Genomic DNA, 16,348 nt, shown 5'->3' with positions numbered 1-16,348 from the left:
TTTTGCCATTTGCTTCCTTCAGATTTCACCTCACGATGAACACCCTTGCATAGGCTAACGGTTCCCGCTCGACTGAGCCCGTAGAGGACTTTCACCTCCTAGATCAACGCCATGCTCGGCGCACAAAGAAAAGGGTCGACATTTCACGTCGACCCTTTTGTATATTGGTAATAGCAGACTTATCGACGGCAAATCTTGTTCAAGATCGGCGAAGAGCCAGCCTACTTAGCGTGGTATTAGCCCCGAAAGGCTTTAAACGCATTGATCAAACCATTGGTTGAGCTGTCATGAGAGATAACGTCTTGACCATCCGCCAACTCAGGAAGAATCTGATTCGCTAATTGCTTACCTAACTCTACGCCCCATTGATCAAACGAGAAAATATTCCAAATCACACCTTGCACAAAAATCTTATGCTCATACATTGCAATCAAATTGCCTAAAGTTCGTGGCGTGATCTGTTTAACTAAAATCGAGTTAGTTGGACGGTTACCTTCAAAAACTTTAAAGGGGACTAACGCTTCAATTTCCGCCGCAGATTTACCCGCTTTCAGTAATTCCGCTTTCACTACATCGGCAGATTTACCAAATGCAAGCGCTTCAGTTTGCGCAAAAAAGTTCGACATCAATTTTTGATGATGATCGCTGACGGCATTATGAGTCAATGCTGGCGCAATAAAATCACAAGGGATCAGCTTGGTGCCTTGGTGGATCAACTGATAAAACGCATGCTGACCATTGGTACCTGGCTCACCCCAAATGATCGGTCCTGTTTGATAAGTCACAGCCTGACCATTACGATCAACGTATTTACCGTTCGATTCCATATTCCCTTGTTGGAAATAAGCCGCAAAACGATGCATGTATTGATCGTAAGGTAAAATCGCTTCTGATTCAGCGCCATGGAAGTTGTTATACCAAATACCAATCAGAGCAAGGATCACCGGAATATTACGCTCAAACGGTGTATCAACAAAATGCTGATCCATCTCGTGAGCCCCAGCTAACAACTCAATAAAGTTATCGTAGCCAATTGATAGAATGATCGACAAACCGATGGCTGACCACAGAGAATAACGGCCACCAACCCAATCCCAGAATTCAAACATATTTTCGGTATCAATACCAAACTCAGTCACCGCCTGACCATTGGTCGACAGCGCAGCAAAGTGCTTCGCCACATGCGCTTGATCGCCCGCGACGTTTAAGAACCAATCACGCGCAGAGTGAGCGTTAGTCATGGTTTCTTGCGTGGTGAACGTTTTCGACGCCACTAAGAACAGCGTGGTTTCCGGATCCACTTTCTTCAATGTCTCAGCAATATGAGTACCATCGACGTTGGATACAAAGTGCATGGTCAGATGATTTTTATACGGCGCGAGCGCTTCAGTCACCATATAGGGACCTAAATCTGAACCACCAATACCAATATTCACTACATCGGTAATCGCTTTACCGGTAAAACCTTTCCATTCACCCTTGATCACGCGCTCTGAAAATACACGCATCTTTTCTAATACGGCATTAACGGCTGGCATCACATCTTGGCCATCGACCATTACTGGGGCATTACTGCGATTACGTAGTGCAGTATGTAAGACGGCGCGACCTTCAGTTTGGTTAATCGCCTCACCGTTAAACATTGCTTGAATTGCATCTTCGAGATGAGTCTCTTTGGCTAAAGCAAACAGGTGTTGCATGGTCTCTTGATTGATTAAATTCTTCGAATAATCAACCAGAATATCTTGACCAAAACGCGCCGAGTAATGACTAAAACGCTGGTTATCCTCAGCGAACAGAGTGGTTAAATCCATGTCTTGCGCAGATTCAAAATGCGCGGTTAGTGCTTTCCAAGCGTTGGTTTGCGTTGGATTAATGTTTTTCAACATATTCTCTATCCCAATGTTACGGTAGGTTTTATTCCTTATTACCTTGCCTATTAGCTAGGTTGGAATCCCTGTTAATGCAAAAAAAGAAAATCATCATCGTTCGATAAAGCAGAACCACTGCTCAATAAACTCATTATCGCTGAGCCATCGTCGCGCGACTTTGAGATAAGTCAGTGAAACCCACATCGGAGGCTCAACTTGTTTAATCACTGACTTGTTTAGCCTATTTCTCCGGTGAGATAATGCATCTCTACTCGAGAGGTCAGTTTGGTCACGAGTTCATAACCCACGGTACCGATATGTTCAGCCACTCGCTCAACTGGAAGGTCTTGCCCCCACAGAATGGCTTCATCACCGACGTTATCCTGAGCCTCTGGGCCTAAATCAACCGTCAGCATATCCATAGAAACTCGCCCTGCCATTGGCACAATACGACCATTGACTAACACTGGCGTACCATTAGGTGCCGTACGTGGATAGCCATCACCATAACCAATCGCAATCACACCGATTTTAGTCTCTCGTTGAGCGGTCCATAAGGCACCATAACCGATACTCTCTCCGGCCTTCACCTCTCGAACAGCGATCAGAGGTGCCGTTAAGGTCATGACTGGACGGTATCCCATCGCCTGAGCGTCCTGATGGGCAAAAGGAGAAACACCATAAAGAATGATTCCTGGTCTTACCCAGTCTAGCTGACTTTCCGGCCATGCCAATAATCCAGCCGATGCAGCCAATGAGCGCTCGCCTTTACAGCCATCGGTCAACGATAAAAACAGCTCAATTTGTTGGCGCGTGATCGGGCTATCGAGTTCATCAGCACAGCCAAAATGGCTCATATAACGTAGAGGTTTAGCCACATTTGGGCAGCGATGTAAACGCTCAACAAACTCAGCGTGTTGCTCAGGACGCACACCAAGACGATGCATCCCACTGTCGATTTTTAACCATACCGATACTGGCGTGTCTAATTGTGCGCGTTCTAAAGCCTGTAGCTGCTCTTCACAGTGCAAGACTGTTTGGATATTGTTGGTCATTAAAACCGGAAGATCGCCAGCAGAATAAAAACCTTCTAAGAGGAGTATTGGCTTAACAACGCCATTCGCTCTGAGTTGCAGAGCTTCTTGAATTCGAGCAACACCAAATGCATCGGCATCTTGAGCGTAGCGAGCAACCTCACGAGAGCCATGACCATAACCATTAGCCTTAACGACCGCCATGACTTTACTGCTAGGAGCCTGCTGCTTGATTCTTTGTAAGTTATACTGCAACGCTTGCAGATCAATACTCGCTTTAGCGGCTTTCATGTAGTTCATACTATTATTCATCATCAAACGCTGGGCCTGCGTAGTTGTCAAAACGAGAATATTGACCTTGGAAAGTCAACCGTACCGAGCCTATTGGGCCATTCCGCTGCTTACCAATAATGATTTCCGCAATCCCTTTCATTGGACTATCCGGGTGATAGACTTCATCACGGTAAATAAACATGATCAAATCGGCATCTTGTTCAATCGAGCCAGATTCACGCAAATCGGAGTTGACTGGCCGCTTATCCGCACGTTGCTCCAACGAGCGGTTTAACTGTGAAAGCGCCACCACAGGGACATTAAGCTCTTTGGCTAAGGCTTTTAATGAACGAGAAATTTCGGCAATTTCTAAAGTACGATTATCGGATTGAGAAGGAACCCGCATCAGCTGCAAATAGTCGACCATGATTAAAGATAGCCCACCATGCTCACGAGCAATACGACGCGCACGTGAACGCACCTCTGTGGGAGTCAACGCCGAGCTGTCGTCGATAAACATGTTTTTCTTCTCCATCAGCATTCCCATGGTCGAAGAAATACGCGCCCAATCTTCATCATCGAGTTGACCGGTTCGGATCTTGGTTTGATCTACCCGCGAGAGCGACGCCAGCATACGCATCATGATTTGTTCTGCTGGCATCTCGAGTGAGAATATCAATACTGGTTTATCTTGCTGCATCGCTGCGTTTTCACACAGGTTCATGGCAAAGGTCGTTTTTCCCATCGAAGGACGAGCGGCAACAATAATTAAATCTGAACCTTGTAACCCCGCCGTTTTTTTATTGAGATCAGTGAATCCAGTGTTGACGCCAGTGACGCCATCTTGTGGAGTCTTATACAATAATTCGATACGCTCTAAGGTTTTTTCTAAAATCGTATCAACGTTTTGTGGCCCTTCGTTTTCACTACTACGCGCCTCTGCAATCGCAAATACCTTGCTTTCGGCTAAATCGAGTAAATCTTCCGAACTGCGCCCTTGAGGATCATAACCTGCGTCAGCGATTTCGTTCGCAACACCAATCAAGTTACGCACCAAAGCACGCTCAGCAACAATGTCCGCGTAAGCATTAATATTAGCAGCACTTGGCGTATTTTTAACCAGATCAGCCAAATAGGCAAAGCCGCCAACATCTTCTAACTGTTCGCGCAACTCGAGGTATTCGGAAAGGGTAATTAAGTCCAGCGGTTGCCCAGATTCAAGTAGGCTTTTCACTGCTTCAAAGATTAACCGATGAGGTCGACTATAAAAGTCTTGAGCAATCACACGTTCAGAAACTGTGTCCCAACGTTGATTATCTAGCAATAAACCGCCAATAACGGATTGCTCAGCCTCTAATGAATGAGGAGGAGTTTTCATTGCTTCAACTTGTGCATCGGCAGGTTTACGATTTCGGTTATCTATTCGGGGATCAGCCATCACTTCACTCAGTCACTCTTTTTAATAACCGCTCATTATAGCGAGAATAGAACATTTGTAATTAGGCATCGAAAAGTTTGTCTATGACTTAAATAGAATTAACCTTAATATGACCCAATTTCAAAAACTGATGCTTATTATTCAGCGATTCTATTCTTTGAGAGAGGTTTCATGTGTCCAAAACTTGGCTTCTAAGTCTGGCTCTGTTGACAAGTTTCCATGTCCACGCCAACAAACAGACAAATCGCAGTAAGGACATTAACGCACCCTCACCTTGGCAAAGTCAAATCGAATTTGGCTATCAAGCGCACTCTGGTAACACAGACTCAGAAGCCCTTAATACGCGTGTTAAAGGGGAATACACCCGTGGTCGTCATCGAACCAATGGCGAGTGGCGTTTTTATAAATTAGATAAAAATGGCAAAGAGAATAAACGGCAATCCAGCTACAGCTTACAAAGCGACTATAAGCTAGGTCCTAAAACCTACTTATATGGCAGTTTTAAAGGGTCTGATTCACGCTATAGCGCCTACTTTTCAGATTACACTTGGTCTGGTGGTCTTGGCTATCAGTTTACTCATACCGACGATTTACTGATTGAACTCGAAGTCGGACCGGGCTACCGCTATCAAGAGCCGAATTTGGATAAAATTAGCAGTGGCGACGTCGTCTTCCCACACTTAGTCAAAGAGCCGATTTATCGCGGCAACCTTAAAGTTGAATGGCAAGCACTGAGCAATTTTAAATTACTCACCGATCTAACCTTGGTTGGCGGAGAAAGTAACACTCGATTTGACAGTGATATCAGCATTATCAACAATATTACCGATGACATTGCTCTTAAAGTAAGTCAATCACGTCAATACCATAACCGAGTCCCTACGGGTTTAAGTAAAGCTGATAGCGTGATATCAGTAAGTTTGATTTTCTTATTCTAACCATCAACACTCAATATCCCACCTCGCCAAACTTATTATCTTCATCGCTAAACGACATAAATTGGACATAAAAAAACACCAGCCTGAGCTGGTGTTTAAACGAGTTTAGAAACTGAAATTATTCAGCAACAACTTGTAATTTCACTGTAGCGAAAACTTCTGAATGAAGTTGAACGCTAACTTCGAATTCACCTGTAGTACGTAGAGCACCTTCAGGTAGACGAACTTCGCTTTTCTCAAGCTTAACACCGGCTGCAGTTACTGCATCAGCGATGTCACGAGTCCCGATAGAACCGAACAGTTTGCCTTCATCACCAGCTTTAGAAGCAATAACAACCGCTTCTAGTGCGTTAACTTGGTCAGCACGAGCTTGTGCAGCAGTAAGTTGCTCAGCAACTTTTGCTTCAAGTTCAGCGCGACGAGTTTCAAACATCTCAACGTTAGATTTGGTTGCCATTACAGCCTTACCTTGTGGGATAAGGAAGTTACGAGCGTAACCAGATTTAACATTAACTGCATCGCCAAGGCTGCCTAGGTTACCGATTTTATCAAGTAGAATAACTTGCATTACTTAATCCTCTTTCTTAATAAACGGTGCCGATTACTGATGCTTGTCAGTATATGGCAGTAGAGCTAGGTAGCGAGAGCGTTTGATTGCACGAGCTAGCTGACGCTGATACTTAGCACTTGTGCCAGTGATGCGGCTAGGTACAATTTTACCAGCTTCAGTGATGTAATTCTTAAGAGTCGCTACATCTTTGTAATCAATCTCTTGAACGCCTTCTGCTGTAAAACGGCAGAATTTACGACGGCGGAAGAAACGAGCCATGGGCTATCTCCTGATCTAAATTTGAAAAATGTTGTAGACGTTAAGTATGGCTATAACGAACACTTTGTTTCGACTGGAGAATGAATCATTCTCTATAGCAATACCGCCTAATACTAAATGATGAGTGAATGCGTTTGACCGTTGCCTACATCCTACGTTAAGGAACCGAAATTCGCTTAACCCAACATGACTTATCACTAAAAGAGGAAGACCACGATTAATAATAAGAGTTAGCTTGATTCAACCTTCTTTAATGATCAAGAACGTTGACTCAGACGGTCATCTGAAATTACTCAGCGTCTGCTTCAAATTTCACTTCTTCACGCTTAGAACGCTCGTCACGAGCTTTAAGCATGATTGAAGGTTCAGTGATAGCAGCTTTAGTACGCATGATCATGTTACGTAGAACAGCATCGTTAAAACGGAATGCAGTTTCTAACTCATCAATCACAGCTTGATCAGCTTCAACGTTCATTAGAACGTAGTGAGCTTTATGAAGCTTGTTAATTGGGTAAGCCATTTGACGGCGGCCCCAATCTTCTAGACGGTGAACTGTACCGCCAGCTTCAGTGATTGAACCAGTGTAACGCTCGATCATGCCAGCAACTTGCTCGCTTTGATCAGGGTGCACCATGAATACGATTTCGTAATGACGCATTGATTTTGCTCCTTACGGATTATTCAGCTTCCAGATTTGGCCCGGTCATCCAAAGGAAGCAAGGAACGAATGAAAATTGACCGAGAATTAAGGAGCGAGAATAGTACAGAATGGCTAGTCGTTTAGCAAGTGAAATATACTTGTCGCAGACTAAAGATAGACAGGCCGTCTAAAGAGAAAGATGAAGAGAATGTGAAAAGAAAAAGACTGAGAAAAGACCGGATTTACAGGCGATAAAAAAGGGAAGCAAGGCTTCCCTTTTAATAGTGATAACAAAAGATTATCGAAATTAAGCGATAACTTTAGCTACAACACCAGCGCCTACTGTACGGCCACCTTCACGGATAGCAAAACGTAGACCTTCGTCCATCGCGATTGGTGCAATTAGCTCTACAACCATCTTGATGTTGTCGCCTGGCATTACCATCTCTACGCCTTCTGGTAGAGAAATGTCACCAGTTACGTCCGTTGTACGGAAGTAGAACTGTGGACGGTAGCCTTTGAAGAATGGAGTATGACGGCCACCTTCATCTTTTGACAGTACGTATACTTCTGATTCAAACTTCGTGTGTGGAGTGATTGAACCAGGCTTCGCTAGTACTTGACCACGTTCTACGTCATCACGCTTAGTACCACGTAGTAGTGCACCTACGTTCTCACCTGCACGACCTTCGTCAAGCAGCTTACGGAACATCTCTACACCTGTACAAGTAGTAGTCGTTGTATCTTTGATACCAACGATAGCAACTTCGTCACCTACACGTAGAATACCACGCTCGATACGACCTGTTACTACGGTACCACGACCTTGAATTGAGAATACGTCTTCGATTGGCATTAGGAATGCTTGGTCTACTGCACGCTCAGGCTCTGGAATGTATGAATCTAGCGCTTCTGCTAGTTCTACAATCTTCGCTTCCCACTGCTCTTCACCGTTCAATGCACCTAGTGCTGAACCTTGAATTACTGGTAGGTCGTCGCCTGGGAAATCGTACTCAGAAAGAAGTTCACGAACTTCCATCTCTACAAGCTCTAGCAACTCTTCATCGTCTACCATGTCACATTTGTTCATGAATACAACGATGTAAGGAATACCAACCTGACGGCCTAGTAGGATGTGCTCACGAGTTTGTGGCATTGGGCCATCTGTCGCAGCTACAACTAGGATACCACCGTCCATTTGCGCAGCACCAGTGATCATGTTTTTAACATAGTCAGCGTGTCCTGGGCAGTCTACGTGTGCGTAGTGACGTGATGGAGTTTGGTATTCTACGTGTGAAGTAGAAATAGTAATACCGCGCTCACGCTCTTCTGGAGCGTTATCGATTGACGCGAAGTCTTTCGCTTCACCGCCGTATACTTTTGCAAGTACAGTACAGATAGCTGCTGTTAGAGTGGTTTTACCGTGGTCAACGTGGCCGATAGTACCAACGTTTACGTGCGGTTTCGTACGTTCAAATTTTGCTTTAGACACGATCGTGTTCCTTCCTAGTTATGATTCGCCTTAAGTCAAGTGCACTCAAAGCGCGCCAGAAATTGCTATTTTATGCGCCAACGCTCGTTAGCGCAATAGATTCGTTATTAATCAAATAACAACTACCCACGTTCAGCAATGATTGCATCGGCAACATTTTTCGGAACCTCGGCGTACTCAGCAAACTCCATTGAGTAAGAAGCACGGCCTTGGGTCGCAGAACGTAGATCTGTTGCGTAACCAAACATCTCTGAGAGTGGAACTCGAGCACGGATAATTTTGAGGCCAGCATTGCCATCATCCATGCCTTCAATGATGCCACGACGACGATTTAAATCGCCGACTACATCACCCATCCAATCTTCAGGTGTGGTTATTTCAACTTTCATTAGCGGTTCAAGAATGACTGGGTTTGCTTCTAGCGCGCCCTTCTTGAATGCCATTGAGCCGGCGATTTTAAACGCCATTTCACTTGAGTCGACATCGTGGAATGAACCGTCGAAGAGTGTCGCTTTAACATCCAAAATAGGATATCCCGCTAACACACCGTTGTTCATTTGCTCCTCGATCCCTTTCGCTACCGGGTTGATGAACTCTTTAGGAATTGCACCGCCCACGATGGCGTCAACAAAGACAAAGCCTTGTCCTAACTCTGCAGGTTCAACTTTCAACCATACGTGACCGTATTGACCACGGCCACCAGACTGGCGAACAAACTTGCCTTCAACTTCCGCTTGACCACGAATGGTTTCACGATACGCAACCTGAGGTTTACCCACGTTGCAATCAACGCTGAACTCACGTTTCATACGGTCAACGATGATGTCTAAGTGAAGCTCGCCCATACCAGAAATTAGCGTTTGTCCTGTTTCCTTATCCGTTTCGACTCGGAATGACGGGTCTTCAGCCGCTAATTTACCTAGCGCAATCCCCATTCGTTCCTGATCCGCTTTTGAGCGAGGCTCAACGGCGATTTGGATAACAGGCTCAGGAAACTCCATGCGTTCAAGAATCACTTTATGATCTTGATGACAGAGCGTGTCACCCGTGGTGACATCTTTCAAGCCAATAGCGGCGGCGATATCGCCAGCACGAACTTCTTTAATTTCTTCACGTTTATTAGCATGCATTTGTACAATGCGCCCAAAACGCTCTTTCTTTTGTTTGACTGAGTTATAGACCGCATCACCCGAGTTAACCACTCCAGAATAGACACGAATAAACGTCAAAGTCCCAACAAATGGGTCGGTGGCAATTTTAAATGCCAAAGCAGAAAATGGTTCGTTATCGTCAGCGTGACGTTCTACTTCATTCTCGTTCTCATCAATACCTTTGATCGCCGGAACTTCTACTGGCGATGGCAAAAATTCGACAACCGCATCCAAAACCGCTTGCACACCTTTATTTTTAAACGCACTGCCACAAGTGGCAAGAACGATTTCGTTATTCAGCGTGCGCTGACGGAGCGCTTGTTTGATTTCAGCTTCAGTAAGTACGCCGTCTTCAAGGTATTTATCCATCAATTCTTCGCTCGCTTCCGCAGCGACTTCAACTAAGTTGTTGTGCCACTCTTCAGCCAGCTCTAGCATATCATCCGGAATCGCTTCATAAGTAAAGCTCATGCCTTGATCGGCTTCATTCCAGTTGATGGCTTTCATCTTGATAAGGTCGATGACACCTCTAAAATCCTCTTCTGCACCAATATTTAATTGGATAGGAACGGGAGTTGCACCAAGACGATGTTTAATTTGATCTACTACGCGTAGGAAGTCTGCGCCAGTACGGTCCATCTTATTAACAAACACAATGCGAGGAACATGGTATTTATCTGCTTGACGCCACACTGTTTCAGACTGAGGTTCAACACCAGATGAACCACAAAAGACAACCACAGCTCCATCAAGTACACGCAGCGAACGCTCTACTTCGATGGTGAAGTCAACGTGTCCAGGGGTATCAATGATGTTAATGCGATGATCTTGGAATTGTGCATCCATACCACGCCAGAAGGCAGTTGTTGCAGCAGAGGTAATAGTAATACCACGTTCCTGCTCCTGCTCCATCCAGTCCATGGTGGCAGCACCATCGTGAACTTCGCCAAGTTTGTGAGAAAGGCCGGTATAGAACAGAATACGCTCAGTAGTGGTTGTTTTTCCTGCATCTACGTGAGCACAGATACCGATATTACGGTAGCGCTCAATAGGAGTTTTACGAGCCACGATTGTATCCTCTTACTAAGGGAAACCTTAGAAAATAGAAATGTGCTGCGAGAGGACCTCGCAGCACAGAAGGTATTACCAGCGGTAATGAGCGAAAGCTTTGTTCGCTTCTGCCATACGGTGAACGTCTTCACGTTTCTTAACAGCAGTACCTTTGTTTTCTGACGCATCTAGCATTTCTGCAGCTAAGCGACCAGCCATAGATTTTTCACCACGCTTACGCGCAGCTTCAACCAACCAACGCATAGCAAGTGCGTTACGGCGAACCGGACGTACTTCTACTGGCACTTGGTAAGTTGAACCACCCACACGGCGAGATTTAACTTCTACCGCTGGACGTACGTTTTCAAGAGCTTGTTCAAAAACAGCCAAGTGATCTTTACCAGATTTCTCAGCCATAGTGTCTAGTGCAGTGTAAACAATTTTCTCTGCAGTAGATTTTTTACCGTCAACCATAAGGATGTTAACGAATTTTGCCAGCAGTTCAGATTTGAACTTTGGATCTGGAAGGATCTTACGCTGACCAATAACGCGACGACGTGGCATGGAATATTCTCCGTTGTCTTCTTCAGGTTTTTTCCAAAACTATACAGTTTTTTCAAAATAACAAATTAATTTAGTGTTTGGCCTTACTTAACGGAATCCATTAAGACTTAGGACGCTTCACACCGTACTTAGAACGACCTTGTTTACGGTCGTTAACGCCTGAACAGTCAAGCGCACCACGAACAGTGTGGTAACGAACACCCGGAAGGTCTTTTACACGACCGCCACGGATAAGAACAACGCTGTGCTCTTGTAGGTTGTGACCTTCACCGCCGATGTATGAAGTCACTTCGTAACCATTGGTTAGACGAACACGACATACTTTACGTAGTGCTGAGTTAGGTTTCTTTGGTGTAGTAGTATATACGCGAGTACATACACCACGTTTTTGTGGGCACGCTTCGAGTGCAGGCACGTTGTTTTTTGCAACTTGCTTCACACGTGGCTTGCGTACCAACTGGTTAATAGTTGCCATTAGCTAGCTCCTGAATTTACTTAACGTAAGCTTTATGAAAAATCTAGCCCTGATTGTGATTTGCACAAATAGGGACGCAAAATTCTATGCAGCAGTGAGAGGTGTGTCAAGAAATATACAGATCTTTTTTATCCACCAACATCAGTATGGTGGATACTTTTACGGACACTCGATAAAAATCAAGACCAACTTATTGATTTATCTTCATTTACTGTCATTTCAACAAAATCATTCATCGTGACTTGCTCAATAGAACCTGAACACATTTCTAACCAACCACGAGCAGAAAGATCCTCACGCAATGCATAGACCGACTTAATGGTCTGTAAATCGGTGAAATAAGGGCTGTTTGGGTTAGTAAGATAAACGGCATTTTCGACCAGCAATAGGCTATCATGAGCTTGAAAATAACGACGAACTAATTTTAGCTGTTGAGGATGTTTAATAATATGCAGCACACGTCTATCCTGTGGTATTAAAAAGTCACAATGTGATCAAAAGATTGCCACATTGCCCCAATAGCTTGAGGAGAAAGTGGCGAGACATCAATAAGTAATGCTTCGCTGGTTAAGCCCCATTCGGCAAGGCTTTGTTCACAGACATAACACGACTCAATCTCATACAAATCGAGCAGTTTGAATGTGCTAATGTAGTCTCGACTTAAAATCGCCTTAGGATCTTGCCCAGAGACCAATTGCAAAACCCCTTCACCGACAAAAAAGACCGCTAAATCATCACTGTAAGCCGATGCCGCGAGCACGGCATCGAGTCCTTCTCGTCCAGCACTGGTGGCGTGAGGAGGAGAATGAAAAACAAAGGCGATTTTCTTCAAAATTGTACCACTCTATCCTCAGTTAATAGCGCTTCTGCCAGCGCTCCCAGCCCCGCTTGTGTCACTCCCATCGCCAAACTCGATGTTGATAATTGATGCTGTTCAGCTTCGCTTTGGCTGACAATACCACGTCGTAACGCTGCAGCAACGCAGGTTTCTAAGCGAATCTGATGCTTCATCGCCATGGCTTGCCATGCTTTCACAAGATCAAATTCATCGTTAGCAGGCACAGTTAAGCCCGACCCATTCAGCACACCTTCTTGATAGAAGAAAATACGCTTAATACTATGGCCTTTCTCGAGCACCGATTGAGCAAAAAGATAAGCATTACGGGCAGACTGAGTTCCATAAGCTGGACCCGTTACCAATAGAGCATAGGTCAATGGTGTACTTGACTGACTCACGATCACTCATCCTCGGTTTTACGTTGGCGGATATACAAATAGACCGTATGTTTGGAGATATTTAATCGTTCAGCAACACGATTAATCGCATCTTTAATATCAAAAATACCTTTATCATACAACGCCATGACAATCTGACGATTTTTAGTATTGTTTGAGACTGATTTATCGGCATTAATCTCTTCAATAGTCCGCTCAACAGTTTGATCAACCAACTCGACCACATCACTGGCAAAGTTAACCGGAGCAGCAGCCTCTTGAGCTTCTGGTGTCGGCATAAAAGAGTGCAACACCTGTGAAAAAGGCGCATCAAGATTGACGTTAATGCATAACAAACCAATCACTCGATGTTCTCCATTACGAATGGCAACCGTAATAGATTTCATCAATACCCCACCTTTCGCTCTGGTGAAATACGAGCGAGAAAAGTTGCGTTCGGAGCCTTCAATATCACGCAGCATTTTTAACGCTAAATCGGTGATCGGCGATCCCACTTGACGACCTGTATTCTCGCCATTGGCAATTTTTATCGCCGAAGTATTCAGATCTTCTAACGAGTGCAAAACAATTTCACAAAAGGGGCCAATTAAACTCGCTAAACCATCCACCATCGCTTCATAGGAACGTAAAATCACTTTATCGTGCTCAGTAAATGGCTTTACATGCACAAATTCCATATCCATGAGCATATCGGCGTTAATGCTTTCTGTCGTTGTCACTGTATCTAGACCTTAGAACGTAAAATCAACAAATTGATGTAAGTTTATCAGAAAATTTTAAACCTAGACTAGGCTATCTTACGATGCAGTGACTTAGAACAAATTATACGATGAATATCTCCCTAGCAAAGCATCAGTACTTTTACCATTTGACAAGGGATGATAAAAAATTGGTTAAACAAGTGAGTTTTACTTATAAAAAAGGCCTGAATCTTCAGGCCTTTGATACTTTTAATAAAGGATGAATGGCTATCCCTTATTTATTGCGCTGCATCGCCATTTTCTACTTTCAACAGCTCCACTTCAAAAACTAGAGTAGAGTTTGCAGGAATGGTTGGCGTATCTTGCTCGCCATAGGCTAATTCTGGCGGAATGACGAACTTATATTTAGAACCTACTTGCATCAGTTGCACGCCTTCTGTCCAACCAGGGATCACACGGTTTAGCGGAAAAGTTGCAGGCTCACCACGATCGTAAGAGCTATCAAACTGAGTACCATCAGTCAGAGTGCCTTTGTAATGCACTTGTACGGTATCGGTCTCTTTTGGTGACTCGCCTTGCGCTTCAGTTAAGACTTGATAAAGCAATCCTGAATCAGTTTTTTTGACGCCTTCTTGCTTCTCAAACTCAGCACGGAACGCATCTCCAGTTTGCTTATTGGTGGCGGCTTTTTCAGCCGCTTGTGCTTGCATTGACGCAGCAACACGCTTATCCAACGCTTCTAATGCTTCACGAGTCTGCTGTTCATCCATTTGCGGTGCACCAGCAAAAACATGCTCGATACCTCTCAGCACCATGTCTTTATTAAGATCAATACCAATTTCATTAGGCTTTTCGATACTACTGGTTAAATAATTAGCAAAAGAAACACCTATCGCGTAAGCCGCTTTATCATCCTCTGACTTAAAAGTGACACTTTGAACGGCAACAGAGGCATTTGGGGTAGCCGTTGTCTCTTCTTTCTGACAACCAGCAGCTAGCGCAACCGTAGCGGCAAGCAATGACACTTTAAAAAACGATTTCATTCAATTCTCCAACTTTGTAGGTAAACCTTTCTGTTATTGAGCACAAACCGACGAATTAAACTGGTGCACAATAGTATGTTGTACCAATATAACGGTATGTTTCGTAATTGTCTTTACTACTCAACGGATAATTAATTGTGCTGCGGATAATTTCTCATTTCATAGTACCAACGGTTGTCATTTTTCTGTTAAATGGCTGTTTCTTCTTTAATCAAGAGACTGACCGCTGGGTTTTAGAACCCAATGGTTCGACCGGATTTGGCTTAAGCCGCGACGGACGCTTTGCATTAATTTATTCCCAAGAGCACCAACTGGTCTTATGGGATTTAGCACAACGGCAAATTCTAGCAGAGCTAGGCGCACAAGACCCAGAAGCCAACCCTGTCTCGTACATTCGTATTACTGATAATGGCCGTTATGCGATTACTGCCACACAAATTAATTTTGCCGTATGGGACTTAAGCTGGACCCAAGCTCAAGGGTTATGGTCCATTTCTGATGGTTTAATCATGGATGTCGCTCTGAGTAACGACGGGCAACAAGTGTTGCTGGGTGTATCCAACGGTAAAGCCATTTACGTTGATTTAGTCACTGGACGACGACTTGAGTTCCTTGCTCACCAAGAAAAAGTAAATTCTGTCGCTTTATCCCCCAACGGGCGTTATGCCTTAACTGGCGGAAATGATTATACCGCTTATCTATGGGATACTCAGAGTGGACAGATTATCTACAGCTTTGAACATCAACAGCGGGTTAACCGGGTTGCTTTACAGCGTGATGGTCAGTTAGCTTTTACTTCTGATGGCGGTAATCAATCGATTATTTGGAATTTACAAACGGGTGAAAAGCAAGCCAAACTACGTAGTCTTTCTAGACAGCTTATTTTCTCTAGCGCACGATTTTCAGATGATGGGCGTTATCTACTCACTGGAACGCCATCTAGTCGCATCGAAGTATGGTCTACTGATCACGGCAAAAAATTAGCTCGCTTCGAAGCTCAACCACAAAAAGATGCGCGCCCGCCAAGAGCGGTGGTGTATGATGCGGTTTTTAATCCACAATCCAGCGTTATTTCTGGCACCTCTGCGGGAATCGCTCAAGAATGGGAGTTCAATCCATGATCATGCAAAACGCAACCGAACAACAACTACAACAACTACAACAACTACAACAACGAATTGATGATTTAGAGTGTAAACTCGCTTTTCAAGAACAAACCATTGACGAACTCAATGCTGCTCTAACCCAACAGCAGCTATTAATTAATAAAATGCAAGATCAGATGAAATATGTGGTCGGGAAAATGAAAAATATGGATACATCAAACTTAGCGGATCCAGCCAATGAAACGCCACCACCACACTATTAATAACCTTGAATAACTCAAAAACCGTCACTCAAAGCATGAAGACATAAACGATTACCGCCCCTATTACAACTAAACACCCCCCTATTCGCCGCAATTGATTATCTTCTTGCTGTGCGAGTTGCTGCATCATAGTCCGCCACCCTTGAGGAGCAATCAGCGGCCCTAAGCCTTCAGCGATAAGCAATAATCCTATCGCAATCCATAATGATGTAGTCATGTTCTGCCTTACTAAAAAAGAAAGGCT

At 44.3% G+C, this 16,348-nt stretch carries 19 protein-coding genes; 3 read left to right on the top strand and 16 right to left on the bottom strand.

Annotated features, from left to right (window positions below):
- Positions 1 to 236: 236 nt before the first annotated feature.
- The 3 genes from pgi to FKN93_RS12510 form a co-directional block, all read right to left on the bottom strand.
- Positions 237 to 1,889 carry a glucose-6-phosphate isomerase gene (gene pgi, locus FKN93_RS12520; RefSeq protein ID WP_004396130.1) on the bottom strand — a complete coding sequence of 551 codons (1,653 nt, stop codon included), beginning with the start codon at positions 1,887 to 1,889 and terminating at the stop codon, positions 237 to 239.
- 218 nt (positions 1,890 to 2,107) lie between these two features.
- A complete protein-coding gene (gene alr, locus FKN93_RS12515; RefSeq protein WP_170905211.1) occupies positions 2,108 to 3,205 on the bottom strand; it encodes an alanine racemase in 1,098 nt (365 codons plus the stop codon).
- Between the two features lie 4 nt (positions 3,206 to 3,209).
- Positions 3,210 to 4,616 (bottom strand): replicative DNA helicase, encoded by a 1,407-nt coding sequence (locus FKN93_RS12510; RefSeq protein WP_158137745.1) that lies wholly within the window; start codon positions 4,614 to 4,616, stop codon positions 3,210 to 3,212.
- Between the two features lie 173 nt (positions 4,617 to 4,789).
- Here FKN93_RS12510 and FKN93_RS12505 point away from each other — a divergent pair, with 173 nt between their 5' ends.
- Complete coding sequence (locus FKN93_RS12505; RefSeq protein ID WP_154169322.1) at positions 4,790 to 5,554, top strand: DUF481 domain-containing protein; 765 nt, start codon at positions 4,790 to 4,792, stop codon at positions 5,552 to 5,554.
- A 118-nt stretch (positions 5,555 to 5,672) separates the two neighbouring features.
- Here the strand turns inward: FKN93_RS12505 and rplI are convergent, their stop codons facing one another.
- The 12 genes from rplI to fkpA all read right to left on the bottom strand — a co-directional run bounded on the left by rplI (position 5,673) and on the right by fkpA (position 14,735).
- Positions 5,673 to 6,122, bottom strand: coding sequence for a 50S ribosomal protein L9 (gene rplI / locus FKN93_RS12500; protein WP_004396134.1), 450 nt, complete (start codon positions 6,120 to 6,122; stop codon positions 5,673 to 5,675).
- Positions 6,123 to 6,155: 33 nt separating this feature from the next.
- Positions 6,156 to 6,383 carry a 30S ribosomal protein S18 gene (rpsR, locus tag FKN93_RS12495; protein WP_000090472.1) on the bottom strand — a complete coding sequence of 76 codons (228 nt, stop codon included), beginning with the start codon at positions 6,381 to 6,383 and terminating at the stop codon, positions 6,156 to 6,158.
- A 289-nt stretch (positions 6,384 to 6,672) separates the two neighbouring features.
- Entirely contained in the window at positions 6,673 to 7,041 is a 369-nt protein-coding gene (gene rpsF / locus FKN93_RS12490) for a 30S ribosomal protein S6 (protein WP_004396135.1), read from the bottom strand.
- Positions 7,042 to 7,330: 289 nt separating this feature from the next.
- Complete coding sequence (gene tuf, locus FKN93_RS12485) at positions 7,331 to 8,515, bottom strand: elongation factor Tu (protein ID WP_004397651.1); 1,185 nt, start codon at positions 8,513 to 8,515, stop codon at positions 7,331 to 7,333.
- Positions 8,516 to 8,637: 122 nt separating this feature from the next.
- A complete protein-coding gene (fusA, locus tag FKN93_RS12480; RefSeq protein WP_004397615.1) occupies positions 8,638 to 10,734 on the bottom strand; it encodes an elongation factor G in 2,097 nt (698 codons plus the stop codon).
- A 75-nt stretch (positions 10,735 to 10,809) separates the two neighbouring features.
- A complete protein-coding gene (rpsG, locus tag FKN93_RS12475; protein ID WP_004397616.1) occupies positions 10,810 to 11,280 on the bottom strand; it encodes a 30S ribosomal protein S7 in 471 nt (156 codons plus the stop codon).
- A 100-nt stretch (positions 11,281 to 11,380) separates the two neighbouring features.
- Positions 11,381 to 11,755 (bottom strand): 30S ribosomal protein S12, encoded by a 375-nt coding sequence (gene rpsL, locus FKN93_RS12470; protein ID WP_004397617.1) that lies wholly within the window; start codon positions 11,753 to 11,755, stop codon positions 11,381 to 11,383.
- A 179-nt stretch (positions 11,756 to 11,934) separates the two neighbouring features.
- On the bottom strand, positions 11,935 to 12,213 hold the full coding sequence (tusB, locus tag FKN93_RS12465; RefSeq protein ID WP_004397618.1) for a sulfurtransferase complex subunit TusB: 279 nt from the start codon (positions 12,211 to 12,213) through the stop codon (positions 11,935 to 11,937).
- A gap of 17 nt (positions 12,214 to 12,230) precedes the next feature.
- On the bottom strand, positions 12,231 to 12,587 hold the full coding sequence (gene tusC / locus FKN93_RS12460; RefSeq protein ID WP_154169326.1) for a sulfurtransferase complex subunit TusC: 357 nt from the start codon (positions 12,585 to 12,587) through the stop codon (positions 12,231 to 12,233).
- A complete protein-coding gene (gene tusD / locus FKN93_RS12455; protein WP_158144344.1) occupies positions 12,584 to 12,991 on the bottom strand; it encodes a sulfurtransferase complex subunit TusD in 408 nt (135 codons plus the stop codon). Before tusD ends, tusC begins: the two co-directional genes overlap by 4 nt.
- Before the next feature lie 2 nt (positions 12,992 to 12,993).
- A complete protein-coding gene (locus FKN93_RS12450; RefSeq protein ID WP_040905838.1) occupies positions 12,994 to 13,710 on the bottom strand; it encodes a transcriptional regulator in 717 nt (238 codons plus the stop codon).
- A gap of 260 nt (positions 13,711 to 13,970) precedes the next feature.
- A complete protein-coding gene (gene fkpA, locus FKN93_RS12445; RefSeq protein WP_170905210.1) occupies positions 13,971 to 14,735 on the bottom strand; it encodes an FKBP-type peptidyl-prolyl cis-trans isomerase in 765 nt (254 codons plus the stop codon).
- Between the two features lie 140 nt (positions 14,736 to 14,875).
- Between fkpA and FKN93_RS12440 the strand changes: the two genes are divergently transcribed.
- Together FKN93_RS12440 and FKN93_RS12435 are read left to right on the top strand one after the other, a co-directional pair.
- On the top strand, positions 14,876 to 15,856 hold the full coding sequence (locus FKN93_RS12440; protein ID WP_158139003.1) for a hypothetical protein: 981 nt from the start codon (positions 14,876 to 14,878) through the stop codon (positions 15,854 to 15,856).
- Positions 15,853 to 16,104 carry a SlyX family protein gene (locus tag FKN93_RS12435; protein WP_170905209.1) on the top strand — a complete coding sequence of 84 codons (252 nt, stop codon included), beginning with the start codon at positions 15,853 to 15,855 and terminating at the stop codon, positions 16,102 to 16,104. The genes FKN93_RS12440 and FKN93_RS12435 overlap by 4 nt, the downstream gene beginning before the upstream one ends.
- 28 nt (positions 16,105 to 16,132) lie before the next feature.
- Here the strand turns inward: FKN93_RS12435 and FKN93_RS12430 are convergent, their stop codons facing one another.
- Positions 16,133 to 16,321, bottom strand: a complete 189-nt coding sequence (locus FKN93_RS12430; RefSeq protein WP_040905840.1) for a DUF2065 domain-containing protein — start codon at positions 16,319 to 16,321, stop codon at positions 16,133 to 16,135.
- Positions 16,322 to 16,348 lie beyond the last annotated feature (27 nt).

Source organism: Vibrio sp. A8-1, assembly GCF_013048685.1.
Classification (GTDB): domain Bacteria; phylum Pseudomonadota; class Gammaproteobacteria; order Enterobacterales; family Vibrionaceae; genus Vibrio; species Vibrio metschnikovii.
Note: the sequence above shows the minus strand (reverse complement) of the source record. Positions and strands in the feature narration are given on the sequence as shown.